Origin of the sequence: Streptomyces sp. NPDC101181 (genome assembly GCF_044767975.1) — a bacterium.
Classification (GTDB): Bacteria; Actinomycetota; Actinomycetes; order Streptomycetales; family Streptomycetaceae; genus Streptomyces.
Window position 1 is genome coordinate 180,014 of sequence record NZ_JBIWOX010000007.1, and the last position, 18,910, is coordinate 198,923.

Genomic DNA, 18,910 nt, shown 5'->3' on the forward strand with positions numbered 1-18,910 from the left:
GCCGGGCGCCTCACAGGGCGTACCCCGCGCCCTGCACCGTGCGGATCAGCGCGGGCTCGCCCAGCTTGCCGCGGAGCTGGCTCACACAGACCCGTACGGCACCGGAGTGGGGCCTTTCCTGCTCGGACGACGAGAGGGCAGAGCCCGGGGCGGATTCGGCGTTGGTGCCCCAGGCCCGCTCCAGCAGCTCGTCGGCGCCGACCGTCCCGCCGTCGGCCTCCAGCAGCAGTTGCAGCACGGTGAACTCCTTGGGCGAGAGGTCCAGGTCCCGGCCGTCGCGGAAAGCGGAGCGCCGTACGGTGTCGAGCCGGATGCCGTGCCGCTCCAGCTGGGGCGGTACGGGGCGGGCGCTGCGGCGGCGCAGGGCGCGCACGCGGGAGACCAGCTCGGGGAAGTCGAAGGGCTTGCTCACGTAGTCGTCGGCCCCGAGGTCGAGCCCGGCGACCCGGTCCTCCATGGCTCCGGAGGCGGTGAGCATCAGAATGCGGGTGCGCGACCCGGAGGCGACCAGGCGGCGGGCCACGTCGTCGCCGTGCACCCGGGGAAGGTCGCGGTCGAGCACGACGACGTCGTAGTCGTGCAGTCCGAGGTAGGCGAGGGCCGCGTCGCCGCTGTAGACCGTGTCGACGGCGAAACCGGCGCGGCGCAGTCCGGTGGCGACCAGCTCCGCCAGGATCTCCTCGTCCTCGGCGACCAGTACCCGCATGGTGATCTCCCCTGCCTCGTGCGCGCTTGTCCGCTGCCCGCTGTCCGCTCCCCCCACCAGGATGCGGCCTCCCCGCGGGAAGCATGACGGCAGCATGACGGCAAGGAGGGTTTCGCGGAGCTCTCCCCTCACGGCCCCGGCCGCGGTGGGTGCTTTATCGATGTGAGTGGATCTTCGACGGGCCGTTAGGATTTCGCCCATGGCGGCCACTGGATCCGAGAAGCAGGGGGCGGCGGCGTACTACGTCTCGACCCCCATCTACTACGTCAACGACGCTCCTCACCTGGGCCACGCCTACACGACCGTCGCGGGCGACGTGCTCACGCGCTGGCACCGCCAGCGCGGCGAGAAGGTGTGGTACCTCACCGGCACGGACGAGCACGGTCAGAAGATCATGCGCACGGCCGAGGCGAACGACGTCACTCCGCAGGCCTGGGCGGACAAGCTCGTCGAGGAGGCGTGGAAGCCGCTCTGGGAGCATCTGAACATCGCGAACGACGACTTCATCCGGACCACGGAGAAGCGGCACACCGACCGGGTGCAGGAGTTCGTGCAGGACCTGTACGACAAGGGTGAGATCTACAAGGGCGGCTACGAGGGCCCGTACTGCGTGGGCTGCGAGGAGTACAAGCTCCCCGGCGATCTCATCGACGGCGAGGGCGACTTCGCCGGGCAGAAGCTCTGCCCGATCCACAAGAAGCCGGTGGAACTCCTCAAGGAGGAGAACTACTTCTTCAAGCTGAGCGAGTACGGCCCGAAGCTGCTGGAGTTCTACGCGGCGAACCCGGGCTTCATCCAGCCCGAGTCGGCGCGCAACGAGGTGGTGAACTTCGTCGAGCAGGGTCTCCAGGATCTGTCGATCTCCCGCTCGACGTTCGACTGGGGCGTCCCCGTGCCGTGGGACGACCGGCACGTCATCTACGTGTGGGTCGACGCGCTGCTCAACTACGCGACGGCGGTGGGCTACGGCGCCAACCAGGAGAAGTTCGACGGGACGTTCCCGGCGGACGTGCACCTCATCGGTAAGGACATCCTCCGCTTCCACTCGGTGATCTGGCCCGCGATGCTGATGGCCCAGGGTCTGCCGCTGCCCGGCAAGGTCGTCGCCAACGGCTGGCTGATGGTCGGCGGCGAGAAGATGTCCAAGTCGAACCTGACCGGCATCAAGCCGCAGGATCTGACCTCGCACTTCGGCGTCGACGCCTACCGCTGGTACTTCCTGCGGGCCATCTCCTACGGCAGCGACGGATCGTTCTCCTGGGAGGACTTCTCCGCCCGCTACACCTCCGAGCTGGCCAACGACTACGGCAACCTCGCCTCGCGCGTCGCGGCGATGGTCGGCAAGTACTTCGGCGGGGCGCTGCCGGAGGCGACGGCCTCCGGAGACGCCGAGCGGGCCGTGCGGGAGGGCCTCGCGGAGGCCGTGGCGGCCGCCGACCGGAAGATCGGCGAGGAGCTGGACTTCCAGGGCGGCATCCTGGCCGTCTTCGACTTCGTGAAGCAGGTGAACGGCTACATCACGGAGCAGGAGCCGTGGAAGGTGGCCAAGGACACCACCCCGGAGGGCCAGGCCCGTCTGGCGACCATCCTGTACACGGCCGCCGAGTCGCTGCGCGGGGTCGCGGTCCTGCTGAACTCCGTGATGCCGGAGACCTCCCAGAAGCTCTGGGAGTCCCTGGGCGCCGAGGAGTCCCTGGGCGCCCTGGCCGACCAGAGGGTCCAGGACGCGGGTGCCTGGGGCGTCCTGCCCGTCGGCGCGACGGTGACGAAGGGCGCGGTGCTCTTCCCCCGCCTGGAGGAGAAGCCGGCGTAACACCCCGTACGCACAGGAGCCCGCAACCGTGGTTCACGGTTCCGGGCTCCTGTGCGTACGCGTACGGCAGCGGTGAGCCGCAGGCGTACGGGTCGGCTCACCGCTTCAGCGACTGGGCGTCCCCCATCACGATCACCGGGCTCAACTCCGGGTCCAGAGTGCGCAGCAGCTCCTTCATCCGGTTCTCCGGGACCGAGACGCAGCCCTGGGTGGGGCCCCCGTGGTCGACGTGGATCCAGATGCCGCCGCCGCGTCCGAGGCCGAGGGGACGGGTGCGGTCCAGAGGGCTGACGCCCTCCGTGCGGTTGTAGTTGATCGCGATGACGTGGTCGAAGGAACCCTCCAGCGGCTCCCCGAAGAAGCCGACACCGTCCAGCGCGAACCGGGGGTGCTCGTCGTACGGGAGCAGAGCGCCTGGATCGGGGAGACGGCCGCCCGCGTCGGTGAGGGAGTAGACGCCCGTCGGGGAGCGCAGATCGCCCGCCACGTGGTGGTCGGTCCAGCCCTCCATGCCGTTGTGCGCCTGCCAGGGGCCCGCGACCGGTTTCCAGCCCTTGGCGGAGTCCTCGCGGCTGTAGAGGGTCGCGCTGGACTGGTTGGCGTCGGCTTCCTCCCCCGTGACGACGAACGCCTGCCGGGCGTCCTCCGGGATGCTCGCCCGGGTCCCCGGCCCCAGGCCGGGGATCTCGGCGGGCGTGGGAGCCGGCGTGGGCGTGGCCCTGGGCGAGGACCGGTTGCCGGACGCGGCGTCGGACTGGGGGCCCGCCGCTCCGCGCACCGGATCGGACGCGGGGGCGGAGGGCGGGGCGGAGGAGCAGCCGGTGAGCAGGAGGAGCAGGGCGAGAAGCGGCGCGGCGAGCAGGGCCGGCGGACGGCGCGGGACAGACACGGTGACTGGCTCCTCGGGTGGCGGCACGCGGTGCGGTAGGGGTGTCTCGGTGCCAGTCTTTGCCGGGCCCGGCCCGGCCGAATCCGCATCGGGGCCATCCGGCCGTACCGCGTCGCCCGGCCGCCACCGGTGTTCCGCCGCACGCGACGAAACAGCCCCCGATCAGGTGACCGGGGGCTGTTTCACGTGAAACATGCGCAAGGCGGAGAGGGGGCGGACGGGCGCCCTACTTCTCGGCGGGCCTTTCCGGCGTCCCCGCACCCTTCGCGGCGACCGGCTTGCGCAGCTGGATGTTCAGCTCCCGCAGACGGGTCTCGTCCAGCTCGGTCGGGGCGCCCATCATCAGGTCCTGGGCGTTGCCGTTGAGCGGGAAGGCGATCGTCTCGCGGATGTTGGGCTCGTCCGCCAGCAGCATCACGATGCGGTCGACGCCCGGGGCGATGCCACCGTGCGGCGGGGCGCCGAGGCGGAACGCGCGGAGCATGCCCGCGAACTCGTGCTCCACGGTCTCGCGGTCGTACCCGGCGATCTCGAAGGCCTTGAGCATCAGCTCGGGCTCGTGGTTACGGATGGCGCCCGAGGACAGCTCGATTCCGTTGCAGACGATGTCGTACTGCCAGGCGAGGATGTCCAGCGGGTCCTTCTCCTCCAGGTCGGCGAGGCCGCCCTGGGGCATCGAGAAGGGGTTGTGCGAGAAGTCGATCTTCCCGGTCTCCTCGTCCCGCTCGTACATCGGGAAGTCGACGATCCAGCAGAACCGGAAGACGCCCTCCTCGAAGTGGCCGGCGCGCTTGGCGGCCTCGACCCGGACCGCCGACATGATCTTGGAGACCTCGTCGAACTCGCCCGCGCCGAAGAAGACCGCGTGGCCCGGGACGAGCGCGAGTCGCTCGGTGAGCGTCTTGACGTCGGTCTCGGTGAGGAACTTGGCGATCGGACCGGCCAGCGTGCCGTCCTCGCCCACCCGCACCCAGGCCAGGCCCTTGGCGCCCTGCTCGACGGCGTACTCACCGAGGCCGTCGAAGAACTTCCGGGACTGGCCCGCGGTGTCCGGGACCGGCAGCGCGCGGACGTGCTTGCCCGAGAACGCCTTGAATTCGGAGTCGGCGAAGACGTCCGAGATGTCGACGAGCTCCAGCTTGGCGCGCAGGTCAGGCTTGTCGTTGCCGTACTTCAGCATCGACTCGCGGAACGGGATGCGCGGGAACGGCGAGGTGACCTCGCGGCCGTTGCCGAACTCGGTGAACAGCTCGGTCATCAGCTTCTCGATCGGCTGGAAGACGTCCTCCTGCTCGACGAACGACATCTCGACGTCGAGCTGGTAGAACTCGCCCGGCGAACGGTCCGCGCGGGCGTCCTCGTCGCGGAAGCAGGGCGCGATCTGGAAGTAGCGGTCGAAGCCCGAGATCATCAGCAGCTGCTTGAACTGCTGCGGAGCCTGCGGCAGCGCGTAGAACTTGCCGGGGTTCAGCCGGGACGGCACGACGAAGTCACGGGCGCCCTCGGGGGAGGTCGCGGTGAGGATCGGGGTCGCCATCTCGTTGAAGCCGAGGGCCACCATCTTGGAGCGGATGGAGGCGATCACGGCCGAGCGCAGCATGATGTTGCGGTGCATACGCTCACGGCGCAGGTCGAGGAAGCGGTACTCCAGGCGCCGCTCCTCGTTGACGCCGTCCTCGGTGTTGATCGTGAACGGCAGCGGGCCCGCCTCGCCGAGCACCTCGACCTCGGTGACCTCGATCTCGATCTCGCCGGTCGGAAGCTCCGGGTTGACGTTGTCGGCGCCGCGCGCGGAGACCTTGCCGTCGATCCGGACGACGGTCTCCTTGGTCAGCTTCGCCAGCGCATCGTTGCCGGGGGTGCCGGGACGCGCGACGAGCTGCACCAGACCGTAGTGGTCGCGCAGATCGATGAAGAGGATGCCGCCCAGGTCTCGGCGATTGTGCAGCCAGCCGCTCAACCGGACGTCGGTGCCGACGTCAGAGGCGCGGAGCTCGCCGCAGGTGTGGGACCTGTACCGATGCATCGTCGTTCATCCAGTCTTCGCGATTAGGGGCGGGATAAGCCACCCCAGGCTACCGCCCGGCGCGGGGGCGCTTGAGCTCCCTCGGTCAGTGGTGCTCTCCTCCCTCGGCCCCGCGGTGTCCCCGCCGGGCTCCGGCCGGGACGCGCTCCGGATGCCCCCTCGGTGGCGTCCGCCGAGCACATCTTCCTAAAGTGGGGCAATGCGCACCGAGGAAGTCCTGGCCGCGATCGCGACCGGCCTGTGGCGCTGGGACAACGCAGCCGGCACGGTCACGCTCGACGCGGAGGCGGCCCGGCTGCTCGGGCTGCCTCCCGAGCCCGGCGCCTACCGCGAGTCCGCCGTGCGCTCCCGTTTCCACCCGGTCGACTGGAACGAGATCTACGGGATCGTGAACCTCGCCGTCGCCGAGGACACCCTGGCCGAAGCACGGCTGCGGATCGTCGATGAGCGCGGACGGGTGCTGCGCACCGTACGCAGCCGCTCCAAGCCGGTCTTCCCGGACGACCGGGACACCGAGAACTACCTCCTCATCGGCACCCTCCAGGAGGTCGCCGAACCCCAGCCGGGCTCCTCCGACGCCACGCACACGCCGATCACCGGGGACTGGCGCCGCTCCCGGGAGGCGTTCCTGCTGGATGCCGGGCGGGCACTGGCCGAGGCCCGGTCCACCGAGGAGGTGCTGCGGGTCGCCGGATCGCTGTCCATGCCGGGCTTCTCCCCGGACGGGCTGGCGGTCTTCGGGGTCGCCGGGGAGCGGCTGACGATCATCGGGCACCACGGGCACAACGTCGGGGACGAGGACCCCTTCACCGACATGCCGCTGGAGACCGACTACCCGGCCGCCGAGGTGGTCCGTACCGGCCGGGCGATCTACCTCCCGTCGCCGGACGAGTACCGCCGCCGCTTCCCCATCACCTGGCCGCTCGCCCGGCGCTTCGGCCGCCGGTCCTGGGCCTTCCTGCCGCTGGTGTCCTCCGGCCGCACGATGGGGGCCTGGATGGCCGGGTTCCGGCATCCGGTGGGGTTCTCGCCCGACGAGCGCGCGGTCCTGTCCACGGTGGCCCGGATGCTGGCCCAGGCCCTGGCCCGTGCCGGGGTCGCCGAGACGGAGCGCGAACTGTCGCTGGGGCTCCAGCGCTCGATGATGCCGACCCTGGGGCCGGACATCCCCGGGATGACGGTGGCCGCGCGGTACGTGCCGACCGGTGGCGGCCTCCAGGTCGGCGGCGACTGGTACGACATGATCACGCTGCCCAACGGGCGTATCGCCCTGGTCATCGGGGACGTCCAGGGTCACGACGTGCGGGCCGCCGGGTTGATGGGCCAGCTCCGCATCGCTCTGCGCGCCTACGCCTCCGAGGGGCACCGCCCGGACGCGGTGCTCTCCCGGGCCTCGCGCTTCCTGTCCGGGCTCACCGACGCGTACGAGAGCGTGGAGGGCGACGAGGAGCCCGCGGCGCCGCGGTTCGCGACCTGCCTGTACGCGGAGGTGGACCCGGAGGCCGGGACCCTGGACATCGCTCGGGCGGGCCATCCGGACCCGGTGGTGGTCAGCGCCGACGGCACCGCGGTGATCCGGCAGACGGCGGGCGGACTGCCGCTCGGCATCGAGACGGACTCGGACTACCCCACCACCCGGGTGGTCCTGGAGCCCGGCGAGACGATCATGCTGTGCACGGACGGCCTGATCGAGACCGGCGGACACGACATGGCCACCGGCTGGACCCGGCTGCGGCCGGTCCTGGAGGAGCCCACCGAGGATCTGGAGCAGCTGGCCGACGCCCTGGTCCAGGCCGTGCACGGGCCGACGTCGCACTACACGACGGGGCCGCTCGCGGACCGGCGGGAGGACGACATCGCGGTGCTGGTGCTGCGGCGCGAGATCGCCGCGGCCCGGCAGGCCCCGCCGCGGCGCAGCGTGCTGACCATCGCGCAGGCCGAGCCCGAGCGGATCTCGGTGGGGCGGCAGCTGGTGCGGGAGCTCCTGCACGACTGGAACGACCCGGAGCAGATCGACTCGGCGGTCCTGATGGTCTCCGAGATGGCCACCAACGTGCTCGTCCACACGGACGGGGACGCGCTGATGGTGGCCGAGATCGGCGGGGAGCGGGGTGAGCGGCGGCTGCGCGTCGAGGTCGCGGACGCGAGCGACGAACTGCCGCACAAGCGGCGGCCCGGCGAGATGGCGTCCAGCGGGCGGGGGCTGGTCCTGATGGAGATGCTCGCGGACGCGTGGGGGGTGGACCCCCGGGGCGAGGGCAAGTCGATCTGGTTCGAGCTGTACGAGTCGCAGGAGCCGGAGCAGCCCGCAGAGCAGGCAGGAGGCGAGGGGGAGGGAGAAGGAGAAGAAGGGCAGGAGCTGGCGGAAGCCGCCTCCTGAGGCCGTCTGCGCGGCCCCGCCGCGCAGGCCCCCGGCGGTGACCGCTACGGAGCGGGCTCGGGCGCCGGAGGGGAGCCGTGGCCCTTGCGGAGCTCGCCCAGGACGCCGAAGGCCGCCGCGCACACCGGGACGGCCAGCAGCATGCCCAGCAGGCCCGCCACGCTCGCCCCCGCCGTGAGCGCGACCATGATCATGGCGGGGTGCATCTGGACCGTACGGCTCTGGATCACCGGCTGGAGCACATGGCCCTCCAGCACCTGGACCGCGAGCACCACCCCCAGGGCCCACAGCGCGGTCACGAACCCCCGGTCCGCCAGCGCGACGAGCACCGCGACCGTGCCGGAGACGAACGCACCGAGATACGGGATGTACGCGCCGACGAAGACCAGCGCGCCCAGCCCCACCGCCCCCGGCACGTCCAGGATCAGCAGGCCCACCGTGATGCACACGGCGTCGATCAGGGCGATGAACGTCGTCCCGCGCATGAAGCCCTCGACGGCCTCGAACGCCCGGCGCCCCATGGCCTCCACCAGGCCGCCGGTGCCCCGCGGGGCCACCGAGTGGGCGAGGTGCACGGCCCGGTCCGAGTCGCGCAGGAAGAAGAAGGTCAGCAGCAGGGCCAGCACGCTGGTCGCGACCAGCGAACCGACCAGGCTGATGCCGCTGAGCAGACCGCCCGCCGCGCTCGCCCCGAACTTGTCGACCAGGCTCTTCGCGTTGTCGGTGAGGCTGTCGACATCGGTGCTGCCGCCGATGTTCAGATGGTCGACGATCCACTGACCGGCGTCCTTCAGCGAGGCGACGATCTGCGCCCCGGAGTCGACGAGGGCGGTGACCACGATGTACCCGGCCCCGCCGACCACCGCCACGAGGGCCGCGCAGGTCAGTCCCGCGGCCAGCGACCGGTTGAGGCGACGGGCGATGAGCCAGCGGTGCACGGGGCCGAGCAGCGCGGTGCCGAGAAGGGCCAGCAGCACCGGGGTGACCGCGGTCTTGAGCTCGACGACCAGCCAGATCGCCACGGCGGCGACGCCCACGACGAGCAGGACGACGCCGCACCAGGCGGCGGTGCGGCGGGCGCTCTCGGGGAGGAGGGGCTTGGATGCGGGCACCCTCCCAGCCGATCACGGTGTGCGTCGGCGGGCTCGTCGACGCACACCGTACGGGTGACAGTCCGTCACATGCCGTGGACGGCGGGGACCGTTCCCAGGCGGCCCGCCTGGAAGTCCTCGAAGGCCTGCTGCAACTCGGCCTGACTGTTCATCACGAAGGGACCGTAGTGCGCCATCGGCTCCCGGATCGGGCGGCCGCCGAGCAGGACGACCTCCAGGTCCGGGGTGTGGCCGTCCTGCCGCTCGTCCGCGCGGACGGTGAGCGCACCGCCCGAGCCGAACACCGCGGTCTGGCCCATCGCGATCGGCCTGCGCTCGGCGCCGACCGAACCGCGCCCGGCCAGGACGTAGGCGAGGCCGTTGAAGTCCTCGCGCCAGGGCAGTGTCACCTCGGCGCCGGGACGGACGGTGGCGTGGATCATCGTGATGGGGGTGTGGGTGATGCCGGGGCCCTCGTGGCCGTCGAGCTCACCGGCGATGACCCGGAGCAGCGCCCCGCCGTCCGGGGAGGCGAGGAGCTGGACCTCGCCGCCGCGGATGTCCTGGTAGCGGGGGTTCATCATCTTGTCGGCCTTGGGCAGGTTCACCCAGAGCTGGAGACCGTGGAAGAGCCCGCCGGACATGACGAGCGACTCCGGCGGCGCCTCGATGTGCAGCAGCCCCGACCCCGCGGTCATCCACTGGGTGTCGCCGTTCTCGATGGTGCCGCCGCCACCGTTGGAGTCCTGGTGGATGAAGGTCCCGTCGATCAGGTACGTGACCGTCTCGAAGCCGCGGTGCGGGTGCCAGGGGGTGCCCTTCGGCTCCCCGGCGGCGTACTCCACCTCACCCATCTGGTCCATCATGATGAACGGGTCGAGGTGCCGGTAGTTGATCCCGGCGAACGCGCGCCGCACCGGGAAGCCCTCGCCCTCGAACCCGCTGGGCGCGGTCGTGACGGCGAGCACGGGACGGGCCACGGCGTCACCCGAGGCTGTCACCTTGGGCAGGGTCAGCGGGTTGTCGACGGTCACTGCGGGCATGGGAGCCACCTCCGGGCGAGTGTTCTGGAGCCAATTTAGTTGAACGGTGAACATCCTGCAAGGCGTCGCGCATTCCCGGGGCTCCCCGGGCAGCGGAAAGGGCCCGCACCACAAGCGGCGCGGGCCCTCGGCCGTCGTGCGGCGGGCCGCCTACCCGTACATACGGCGCATCGCGAAGTCGACCATCTGCTCGACGGCCTTGGCGTCGAAGACCATCCGGTGATCGCCCTCCATGTCCAGGACGAAGCCGTATCCCGTCGGCAGCAGGTCGATCACCTCGGCCCCGGTGATCACGAAGTACTTGGACTCCTTGCCGGCGTACCGCCGCAGCTCCTTGAGCGTGGTGAACATCGGGATGACCGGCTGCTGCGTGTTGTGCAGCGCCAGGAAGCCGGGATTGTCGCCGCGCGGGCAGTAGACCTTCGACGAGGCGAAGATCTGCTGGAAGTCCTCGGCGGAGAGAGAGCCGGTGGTGAAGGCCCGTACCGCGTCGGCCAGGGAGGGCGGCGACGGTTCGGGATACAGCGGCTGGTCCGCGTACCCGCCGCCCATCTGACCCGTCTGACCCATCTGCTGCTGAGCACCAGGGTTCTGGTCGTAGCCGTACATACCGCAAAGAGTAATCGGACACATCTACGGCTTGAGGGGTTGCACCTTATTACTGACGGGTAGCATCATCGTAGAGGTCAGCTGTTCGACCCATGCCTGCCTGTCGCCCGACCCGCACCACTCCCCGGGGCGCTGCGCGCCACTGCTATTGATTACGGAGCCTTCCCATGGGGCACTACAAGTCGAATCTCCGCGACATCGAGTTCAACCTCTTCGAGGTCCTCGGGCGCGACAAGGTGTACGGCGCCGGTCCGTTCGGTGAGATGGACGTCGACACCGCGAAGAGCATCCTGGAGGAGGTCGCCCGGCTCGCGGAGAACGAGCTCGCCGACTCCTTCACCGACGCCGACCGCAACCCGCCGGTGTTCGACCCGGAGACCAGGACCGCCCCGGTCCCGGCGAGCTTCAGGAAGTCGTACCAGGCCTTCATGGACTCCGAGTACTGGCGCCTGGGCCTGCCGGAGGAGATCGGCGGCACGACCGCGCCGCGCTCCCTGATCTGGGGCTACGCGGAGCTGCTGCTCGGCTCGAACCCGGCCGTGTGGATGTACTCCTCCGGCCCGGCGTTCGCCGGCATCCTCTTCGAGGAGGGCAACGAGGAGCAGAAGAAGATCGCCGAGATCGCCGTCGAGAAGCAGTGGGGCTCGACGATGGTGCTGACCGAGCCGGACGCGGGCTCCGACGTCGGCGCCGGCCGGACGAAGGCCGTGCAGCAGGAGGACGGCTCCTGGCACATCGAGGGAGTGAAGCGCTTCATCACCTCGGGCGAGCACGACATGTCCGAGAACATCATCCACTACGTGCTCGCCCGCCCCGAGGGCGCGGGGCCGGGCACCAAGGGCCTGTCGCTCTTCATGGTCCCGAAGTTCCACTTCGACCGGACCACCGGCGAGCTGGGCGAGCGCAACGGCGTCTACGCCACGAACGTCGAGCACAAGATGGGCCTCAAGGCCTCCAACACCTGCGAGATGACCTTCGGCGACCAGATCCCCGCCAAGGGCTGGCTGATCGGCGACAAGCACGACGGCATCCGCCAGATGTTCCGCATCATCGAGTTCGCCCGCATGATGGTCGGCACGAAGGCCATCGCCACCCTCTCCACGGGCTACCTGAACGCGCTGGAGTACGCCAAGGAGCGCGTGCAGGGTCCGGACCTGGCGAACTTCATGGACAAGACCGCGCCCAAGGTCACCATCACGCACCACCCCGACGTCCGCCGCTCGCTGATGACGCAGAAGGCGTACGCCGAGGGCATGCGCTCCCTCGTGCTCTACACGGCCTCGGTCCAGGACGCGATCCAGGAGAGGGAGGCCGTGGGCGAGGACGCCAAGGCGCTGAACGGCCTGAACGACCTGCTGCTGCCGATCGTGAAGGGCTACGGCTCCGAGAAGTCCTACGAGCAGCTCGCGCAGTCGCTCCAGACCTTCGGCGGCTCCGGCTACCTCCAGGAGTACCCGGTCGAGCAGTACATCCGCGACGCCAAGATCGACACGCTCTACGAGGGCACCACGGCGATCCAGGGCCAGGACTTCTTCTTCCGGAAGATCGTCCGTGACCAGGGCGCCTCGCTCAACACGCTCTCCGAGGAGATCAAGAAGTTCCTCGCCACCAGCCAGGGCAACGATGACCTGGCCCCCGCGCTGGACTCGCTCGCCAAGGCGGCCGTGGACCTGGAGGCGATCGTCGGCACGATGATCACCGACCTCACCGCGACCGGCGAGGACGTCAAGAACATCTACAAGGTCGGCCTCAACACGACCCGCCTGCTGATGGCCTCCGGCGATGTCGTCGTCGGGTACCTGCTGCTCAAGGGCGCGGTCGTGGCCGCCGAGAAGCTGCCGTCCGCCTCCGCCAAGGACGCCGCCTTCTACCAGGGCAAGATCGCCGCCGCGAAGTTCTTCGCCGCGAACGTCCTGCCGGGCGTCTCGACCGAGCGCGCCCTCGCCGAGACCGTCGACAACTCCCTGATGGACCTGGACGAGGCCGCGTTCTAGGACCCCACTCGCCCGACCGGTCCGTCAACCGGCGCCGCCACCCGAGATCTTTCGGGTGGCGGCGCTGTCGTGTCGGCTGAAATACGCTGGGTGCACGGCCCGGAATCCCGTCCGGGGAGGAACCATGACCGCCGAGGCACTGCCCGAATCGCCGCCCCGTCAGCCGGACGACTCCGGCCTCGTGGGTGGCGGGGCTCAGCCAGACCCGTCACGAAGCCGCAGACCTCCTCCTCGCCGTGGAGGTCGCCCCCCCGGCTCCGCTGACCTCGATCGGTGAGCTGTAGGGGCGGGGCCTCGCCCCGTGACCGGATAGCGGACCGCGAGTCCTCGTTACAGTGAAGAACATGAGTTCCCCTCTCCGGTTCGACCGTGCGCACACCGATGACCTGATGTCCTTCCTGGCGGCCAGCCCGTCCCCGTACCACGCCGTCGCCAACGCAGCCGCCCGGCTGGAGAAGGCCGGGTTCCGTCAGGTCGAGGAGACCGCCGCCTGGGACGCCTCGACCGGCGGGAAGTACGTGCTGCGCGGCGGGGCGATCATCGCCTGGTACGTGCCGGAGGGCGCCGAGGCGCACACCCCGTTCCGGATCGCGGGCGCGCACACCGACTCCCCGAACCTCCGGGTGAAGCCGCTGCCCGACAGCGGTGCGCACGGCTGGCGCCAGATCGCCGTCGAGGTCTACGGCGGCACCCTGCTGAACACCTGGCTCGACCGGGATCTCGGCCTGGCCGGACGGATCTCGCTGCGGGACGGCAGTCACCGGCTGGTCAGCATCGACCGGGCGCTGCTGCGGGTGCCGCAGCTCGCCGTCCACCTGGACCGGTCGGCCAACACCGAGGGGCTCAAGCTGGACCGGCAGCGGCACATGCAGCCGATCTGGGGGCTCGGCGATGTGGAGGAGGGCGGCCTGATCCGCTTCGTCGCCGAGGAGGCGGGGGTCGACGCGGCGGACGTGACCGGCTGGGATCTGATGCCGCACGCGATCGAGCCGCCCTCCTACCTCGGCCGGGACCGGGAGCTGGTGGCCGGGCCGCGGATGGACAACCTCCTCTCGGTGCACGCCGCGACGGCCGCCCTGTCCGCCGTCGCCGGTCAGCCCGACGCCGAGATCCCCTACATCCCGGTGCTGGCGGCCTTCGACCACGAGGAGAACGGCTCCCAGTCCGACACGGGGGCCGACGGGCCGCTGCTCGGATCGGTGCTGGAGCGCTCGGTGTTCGCGCGCGGCGGCACGTACGAGGACCGCGCCCGCGCCTTCGCGGGGACGGTCTGCCTCTCCTCCGACACCGGGCACGCGGTGCACCCCAACTACGCGGAGCGGCACGACCCGACGCACCACCCGGTCGCCAACGGCGGGCCGATCCTCAAGGTCAACGTCAACATGCGGTACGCCACCGACGGCAGCGGCCGGGCGGTGTTCGCCGCGGCCTGCGAGAGGGCGGGCGTGCCGTGGCAGAGCTTCGTCTCCAACAACGCGATGCCCTGCGGAACGACGATCGGCCCGATCACCGCGGCCCGCCACGGCATCCAGACCGTGGACATCGGCGTCGCGATTCTCTCCATGCACAGCGCGCGCGAACTGTGCGGCGCCGACGACCCCTATCTGCTGGCGAACGCACTGGCCGCGTTCCTGGCGGGCTGACCGTTACAAGGCCAACCGCCTTGGCGCACATGCTTGTTGCCGGGCCGGGTACCCGCCTCGTACAGCGGTCCGGACTCACCGGGCGGTCGAGGAGGCGGGAATCATGGGACTCGGAGGATGCATTCTCCTGATCGGCGTCGGCGCCATCCTGGCGTTCGCCACCGACTGGCAGGTCGACGGCATCAACATCGACCTGGTCGGCTGGATCATGATGCTCGTCGGACTCATCGGGGTCTTCGTCTACATGAGCATCGCGCGGCGCCGTCGGATGGTCGTGCCGACGAACACCGCGGTCGTCCACGACGATCAGCAGCACTACCACTGAGCTGAAGAAGCCGGGCCGCTGCGAGGGTCCGTCGTCGCCTGCCGCCTGTCGTGCGGGGCGACGACGGACCCTCGCAGCGGCCCGGCCCTCGTCTCAGCCCTGGTCGTCCATCCCGGCCAGTACCAACGGCAGCCGGGCGGCGCCGTCGGCCGTGACGCGGACCGGTACCCCCCAGTCCTGCTGGTGGACATGGCAGGCCGGGTACTCGTTGGCCGGGTCGTCGTCGCAGGACGCGGCCATCGCGGAGACGTGCAGGACGCCTTCGGTCATCCCGTCCGCGAGGACCAGGTCCCGGCCGAGGTCGGTGCCCGTGCCGGAGCCGTCCGCCAGCAGTTCGGGCGGGGTCGCGGAGACCAGCAGTCGGGTCGAGGGACCGTAGCGGGTGTCCAGCTTCTGCCCGGCGGGCGCCTGGAAGACCACGTCGAGCCGGAGGGTGCCCGGGGCGATCTCGGTGGCCGCGCGCCGGGTGCGGTGCGCCTGGTCCGCGACCCGGACCGCCTCGTCGGGCAGCCGGAGCCGGGTCAGCCGGTGGCGGGCGGATTCGACGACGACCAGATCGCCGTCGACCAGCACCGCGTCGCTGGGCTCGCGGATGTCGGTGGCCAGGGTGGTGACCTCGCCGGAGGCCGGGTCGTAGCGGCGCAGGGCGTGGTTGTACGTGTCGCTGATCGCGACGGACCCGTCGGGCAGTGCGGTCACTCCGAGCGGGTGCTGAAGAAGTGCCTGGTCGGCGGCCCCGTCCCGGTGTCCGAAGTCGAAGAGCCCGGTGCCGACGGCGGTGTGCACGTTCCCGTCCCGGTCGACGTACCGCAGAGCGGAGGTCTCGGAGTCGGCGACCCAGAGCCGCTCACCGTCGGCGGAGACGGCCAGCCCGGACGGCTGGGCGAACCAGGCCTCGGCGGCCGGTCCGTCGACCAGCCCCTCGTTGGTGGTCCCGGCCGCGACGCCCACGCTTGCGGCCTCGGGGTCGTACGTCCACAGCTGGTGCACGCCCGCCATGGCGATCCACAGCCGGTCCCCGAACCAGGCGATGTCCCACGGCGAGGACAGGTCCACCTCACGGGCCGGACCGCTGGTCGCGGTCCCCTGCCACCACTGGCGGCCGGTCCCGGCGAGGGTGCTCGTCACCCCGGTGGTGAGGTCGAGGGCCCGGACGGCGTGGTTGACGGTGTCCGCGACGGCGACCCGGCCGTCGGGGAGGGCGGCCAGCCCCTGCGGCTCGCTGAACCGGGCCTCGTCCGGACCGCCGTCGCGCAGACCGCGCTCCCCGGTCCCGAAGTTGCGCCGTACGGTCTCGCCGTCAGCGTCCAGTTCGACCAGGCGGTGCCGGGTGGTGTCGGAGACGAGGAAGCCCCCGTCCGGCAGGAGCAGCGCCTTGCCCGGGAAGCGCAGGTGAGTGGCGACGGGCTCGGGGGCGACGTAGGGGCCGTCACCCCGGCGGAGCGTGCCCTTGGTGGTGTGCTCGGCCTCCAGCTCACCGACGAGCTTCTCGATGGCGTGCGCGTGCCCCTCGCCCGCGTGCTGGGCGACGACGTAGCCCTCGGGGTCGATCACGACGAGCGTCGGCCAGGCGCGGACGGCGTACTGCTTCCAGGTGGCCAGCTCGGGGTCGTCCAGGACGGGGTGGTGGACCTCGTAACGCTCGACGGCGTCGACGACGGCTTGGTGCTCGGCCTCGTGGACGAACTTCGGCGAATGGACACCGATGATCACCACGGTGTCGCGGTGCTTCTCCTCCAGCTCGCGCAGCTCGTCCAGAACGTGGAGGCAGTTCACACAGCAGAACGTCCAGAAGTCGAGGATGACGATACGTCCTCGCAGGTCAGCGAGGGTGTACTGCTGGTCACCTGTATTGAGCCAGCCGCCCTTGCCGGTGAGTTCGGGGGCGCGGACGCGTGCACGTGTAGCCATGTCACCAGTCAACACCGTGGCCGCCTGCACGCATTCCGCCGGGGGCCGGGGGAACCTGTGTCGCATGAGACTTGTAGTGCGTGAGCGACTGTTCGCCATCGGTGACGACTACTGGATCGAGGACGACGCGGGCCGCAAGGTCTTCCTGGTCGACGGCAAGGCGATGCGGCTGCGCGACACCTTCGAGCTGAAGGACGCCGAAGGCCGGGTCCTGGTCGAGCTGCGCCAGAAGCTGGTCAGCCTGCGGGACACCATGCTCATCGAGCGCGGCGGCGAGGAACTGGCGAAGGTCAAGCGCAAGCGGCTGTCGATGCTCCGCAACCACTACCGGGTGACCCTGCTCGACGGCACCGAGCTGGACGTGAGCGGCAAGATCCTGGACCGCGAGTTCGCCATCGAGTACGACGGCGAACTCCTGGCCCAGGTCTCGCGCCGCTGGCTGACGATCCGGGACACCTACGGCATCGACGTCATCCGGGACGACGCCGACACCGCGCTGCTCATCGCGGTGGCGATGTGCGTGATCGTCCTGGCGGACAAGGAGAACGAGGGCTGAATCCGTTGCCGTGCGGGGCAGTTCGCTGTTTCACGTGAAACACCTCGTTTCACGTGAAACAGCACCGGATCACCGCCGTGGTGGCGCCAGCCCCAGCCGGCGGTCCTTGAGGGCCGGGAACTGTTCCCTCGTCGCACCCGCCTTCGCCGGGTCGAACTCCACGGTCAGGATCTCCTCCTCCGCACCGGCCTCGGCCAGCACCTCGCCCCACGGGTCGACGACGATGCTGTGTCCGGCCTGCGGGACGTCCGCGTGGGTGCCCGCCGTGCCGAGGGCGAGGACGTACGCCTGGTTCTCCACGGCACGGGCCTGCGCCAGGAGCGTCCAGTGGGCGCGGCGGCGCTCGGGCCAGCCCGCCGAGATGACGAGCGTCTCCGCGCCCGCGTCGACGAGCGCGCGGAACTGTTCCGGGAAGCGCAGGTCGTAGCAGGTGGCGAGGCCCAGGGTCGTCTGCGGCAGGGCAACGGTCACCAGCTCCTCGCCCGCGCCCATCATCACCGCCTCGCCCTGGTCGAAGCCGAAGCGGTGGATCTTACGGTAGACGGCCGAGCGCTCACCGGCGGGCGAGAACACCAGCGCGGTGTTGTAGAGCGTGCCGTCCCCGGCGCGCTCCACGAACGAGCCCGCGTGCAGCCAGACGCCCGCCTCGGCGGCCGCCTTCGCCATCACGTCGTGGGTGGGCCCCTGGAGGGGTTCGGCCTCCTCGGCGAAGGACTGGTAGGCGAAGGCGCCGACCGGCCACAGCTCGGGGAGGACCACGAGATCGGCTCCCCGCTGGGCGACGACCAGGGAGGCCGCCCGCTCCCTGCGGGAGGTGACCGATTCATCAGGGTCTACTGCGATCTGGATGAGCGAGGCGCGCACACTACCACCGTCCTGGCATTCGAGCCGTCAACACGGGCCTACGATCGTCACACGAAAGCACTGCCGGGGTGCCTGCTCGCAGCGTAACTTGGACCCACCCTCCACCGCCGGTGGGTCCGAGCCACCGAACCTCCCACGCAGCTCTCCGACAGCGCCGTCAGTGCCCGCCCGACCGCCAGCACTCCCTGCTCTCCAGCCCATGCACCGCAGAACCGCACGAGGGGTCCCGTGACCGTCCATCCCAGCCTCCAGACCTACACCGACGCCGCGACCCACTCCCTCGAGGCGATAGCCGAGCTGGTGAAGCCCCTCGCCGAGAGCGAGTGGAATCGCCGTACGCCCTGCCCGGGTTGGTCGGTGCGCGACATCGTGTCGCACGTCATCGGCATGGAGTGCGAGATGCTCGGCGACCCCCGGCCGATCCACACGCTGCCGCGCGATCTCTACCACGTGCAGAGCGACTTCGCCCGCTACATGGAGATGCAGGTCGACGTCCGGCGCCACCACACCGCCCCGGAGATGACCTCCGAGCTGGAGTACGTCCTCATTCGCCGGGCCCGCCAGCTCCGCAACGAGTCGCGCGCTCCGGAGACCACGGTCCGCGCACCGCTGGGCGCCGAGCAGACCCTCGAAACGGCCCTGCACATGCGGGCCTTCGACGTCTGGGTGCACGAGCAGGATCTGCGTGTCGCGCTCGGTCAGCCGGGCAACCTCGACTCCCCCGGAGCGCTGATCACCCGGGACATCCTGCTCCTGGCGCTGCCGAAGGTGGTCGCCAAGGACGCGGGCGCCCCCGCCAACTCGGCGGTCGTCTTCGATGTGCACGGCCCGGTGGAGTTCCTGCGGACCGTACGGGTCGACGCCGACGGCCGCGGTTCGATAGACGGTGCGCCGTCCCTGGGTCCCGCCGTGACGTTGTCGCTCGACTGGGAGACGTACGTCCGGCTCGCGTGCGGACGGGTCCGGCCCGCCGCCGTCGCCGACCAGATCAAGATCGAGGGCGACCAGGAGCTGGCCGCCGCGATCCTGGCCAACTTCTCCGTCACGCCGTAGCCCCGCC

The 18,910-nt window shown here is 70.6% G+C and carries 15 protein-coding genes; 7 read left to right on the top strand and 8 right to left on the bottom strand.

Features of this window, described 5'->3' with window-relative positions:
- Positions 1-10: 10 nt before the first annotated feature.
- Positions 11-706, bottom strand: a complete 696-nt coding sequence (locus tag ACIRRU_RS13360) for a response regulator transcription factor (protein ID WP_403679416.1) — start codon at positions 704-706, stop codon at positions 11-13.
- A 199-nt stretch (positions 707-905) separates the two neighbouring features.
- On the opposite strand from ACIRRU_RS13360, the gene metG reads away from it, so the two are divergent.
- A complete protein-coding gene (gene metG / locus ACIRRU_RS13365) occupies positions 906-2,519 on the top strand; it encodes a methionine--tRNA ligase (RefSeq protein ID WP_363202973.1) in 1,614 nt (537 codons plus the stop codon).
- A gap of 97 nt (positions 2,520-2,616) precedes the next feature.
- Here the strand turns inward: metG and ACIRRU_RS13370 are convergent, their stop codons facing one another.
- Positions 2,617-3,408: a L,D-transpeptidase family protein gene (locus ACIRRU_RS13370; protein ID WP_403679418.1), complete on the bottom strand. Its 792-nt coding sequence runs from the start codon at positions 3,406-3,408 to the stop codon at positions 2,617-2,619.
- Positions 3,409-3,634: 226 nt separating this feature from the next.
- Entirely contained in the window at positions 3,635-5,434 is a 1,800-nt protein-coding gene (gene aspS / locus ACIRRU_RS13375) for an aspartate--tRNA ligase (protein ID WP_403679421.1), read from the bottom strand.
- Between the two features lie 199 nt (positions 5,435-5,633).
- Between aspS and ACIRRU_RS13380 the strand changes: the two genes are divergently transcribed.
- Positions 5,634-7,814: a SpoIIE family protein phosphatase gene (locus tag ACIRRU_RS13380; protein ID WP_403679423.1), complete on the top strand. Its 2,181-nt coding sequence runs from the start codon at positions 5,634-5,636 to the stop codon at positions 7,812-7,814.
- A gap of 44 nt (positions 7,815-7,858) precedes the next feature.
- Here ACIRRU_RS13380 and ACIRRU_RS13385 read toward each other — a convergent pair whose 3' ends face one another.
- From ACIRRU_RS13385 to ACIRRU_RS13395, 3 genes are all read right to left on the bottom strand, one after another.
- A complete protein-coding gene (locus tag ACIRRU_RS13385; RefSeq protein ID WP_403679426.1) occupies positions 7,859-8,926 on the bottom strand; it encodes an AI-2E family transporter in 1,068 nt (355 codons plus the stop codon).
- Between the two features lie 65 nt (positions 8,927-8,991).
- Positions 8,992-9,948 (bottom strand): pirin family protein, encoded by a 957-nt coding sequence (locus tag ACIRRU_RS13390; RefSeq protein WP_363202968.1) that lies wholly within the window; start codon positions 9,946-9,948, stop codon positions 8,992-8,994.
- 150 nt (positions 9,949-10,098) lie between these two features.
- Complete coding sequence (locus ACIRRU_RS13395; protein ID WP_363202967.1) at positions 10,099-10,557, bottom strand: SseB family protein; 459 nt, start codon at positions 10,555-10,557, stop codon at positions 10,099-10,101.
- Between the two features lie 167 nt (positions 10,558-10,724).
- On the opposite strand from ACIRRU_RS13395, the gene ACIRRU_RS13400 reads away from it, so the two are divergent.
- From ACIRRU_RS13400 to ACIRRU_RS13410, 3 genes are all read left to right on the top strand, one after another.
- A complete protein-coding gene (locus tag ACIRRU_RS13400; RefSeq protein ID WP_403679429.1) occupies positions 10,725-12,551 on the top strand; it encodes an acyl-CoA dehydrogenase in 1,827 nt (608 codons plus the stop codon).
- Between the two features lie 344 nt (positions 12,552-12,895).
- A complete protein-coding gene (locus ACIRRU_RS13405; RefSeq protein ID WP_403679432.1) occupies positions 12,896-14,194 on the top strand; it encodes a M18 family aminopeptidase in 1,299 nt (432 codons plus the stop codon).
- 103 nt (positions 14,195-14,297) lie between these two features.
- Entirely contained in the window at positions 14,298-14,519 is a 222-nt protein-coding gene (locus tag ACIRRU_RS13410) for a DUF6458 family protein (protein WP_403679434.1), read from the top strand.
- 93 nt (positions 14,520-14,612) lie between these two features.
- Here ACIRRU_RS13410 and ACIRRU_RS13415 read toward each other — a convergent pair whose 3' ends face one another.
- A complete protein-coding gene (locus ACIRRU_RS13415) occupies positions 14,613-16,430 on the bottom strand; it encodes a thioredoxin-like domain-containing protein (RefSeq protein WP_403679437.1) in 1,818 nt (605 codons plus the stop codon).
- Positions 16,431-16,494: 64 nt separating this feature from the next.
- Between ACIRRU_RS13415 and ACIRRU_RS13420 the strand changes: the two genes are divergently transcribed.
- Positions 16,495-16,986 (top strand): LURP-one-related/scramblase family protein, encoded by a 492-nt coding sequence (locus ACIRRU_RS13420; RefSeq protein WP_403679440.1) that lies wholly within the window; start codon positions 16,495-16,497, stop codon positions 16,984-16,986.
- A gap of 69 nt (positions 16,987-17,055) precedes the next feature.
- Here the strand turns inward: ACIRRU_RS13420 and ACIRRU_RS13425 are convergent, their stop codons facing one another.
- Positions 17,056-17,850, bottom strand: coding sequence for a carbon-nitrogen family hydrolase (locus ACIRRU_RS13425; protein WP_403679442.1), 795 nt, complete (start codon positions 17,848-17,850; stop codon positions 17,056-17,058).
- A 228-nt stretch (positions 17,851-18,078) separates the two neighbouring features.
- On the opposite strand from ACIRRU_RS13425, the gene ACIRRU_RS13430 reads away from it, so the two are divergent.
- Positions 18,079-18,903 (top strand): maleylpyruvate isomerase family mycothiol-dependent enzyme, encoded by an 825-nt coding sequence (locus tag ACIRRU_RS13430; RefSeq protein ID WP_363204281.1) that lies wholly within the window; start codon positions 18,079-18,081, stop codon positions 18,901-18,903.
- Positions 18,904-18,910 lie beyond the last annotated feature (7 nt).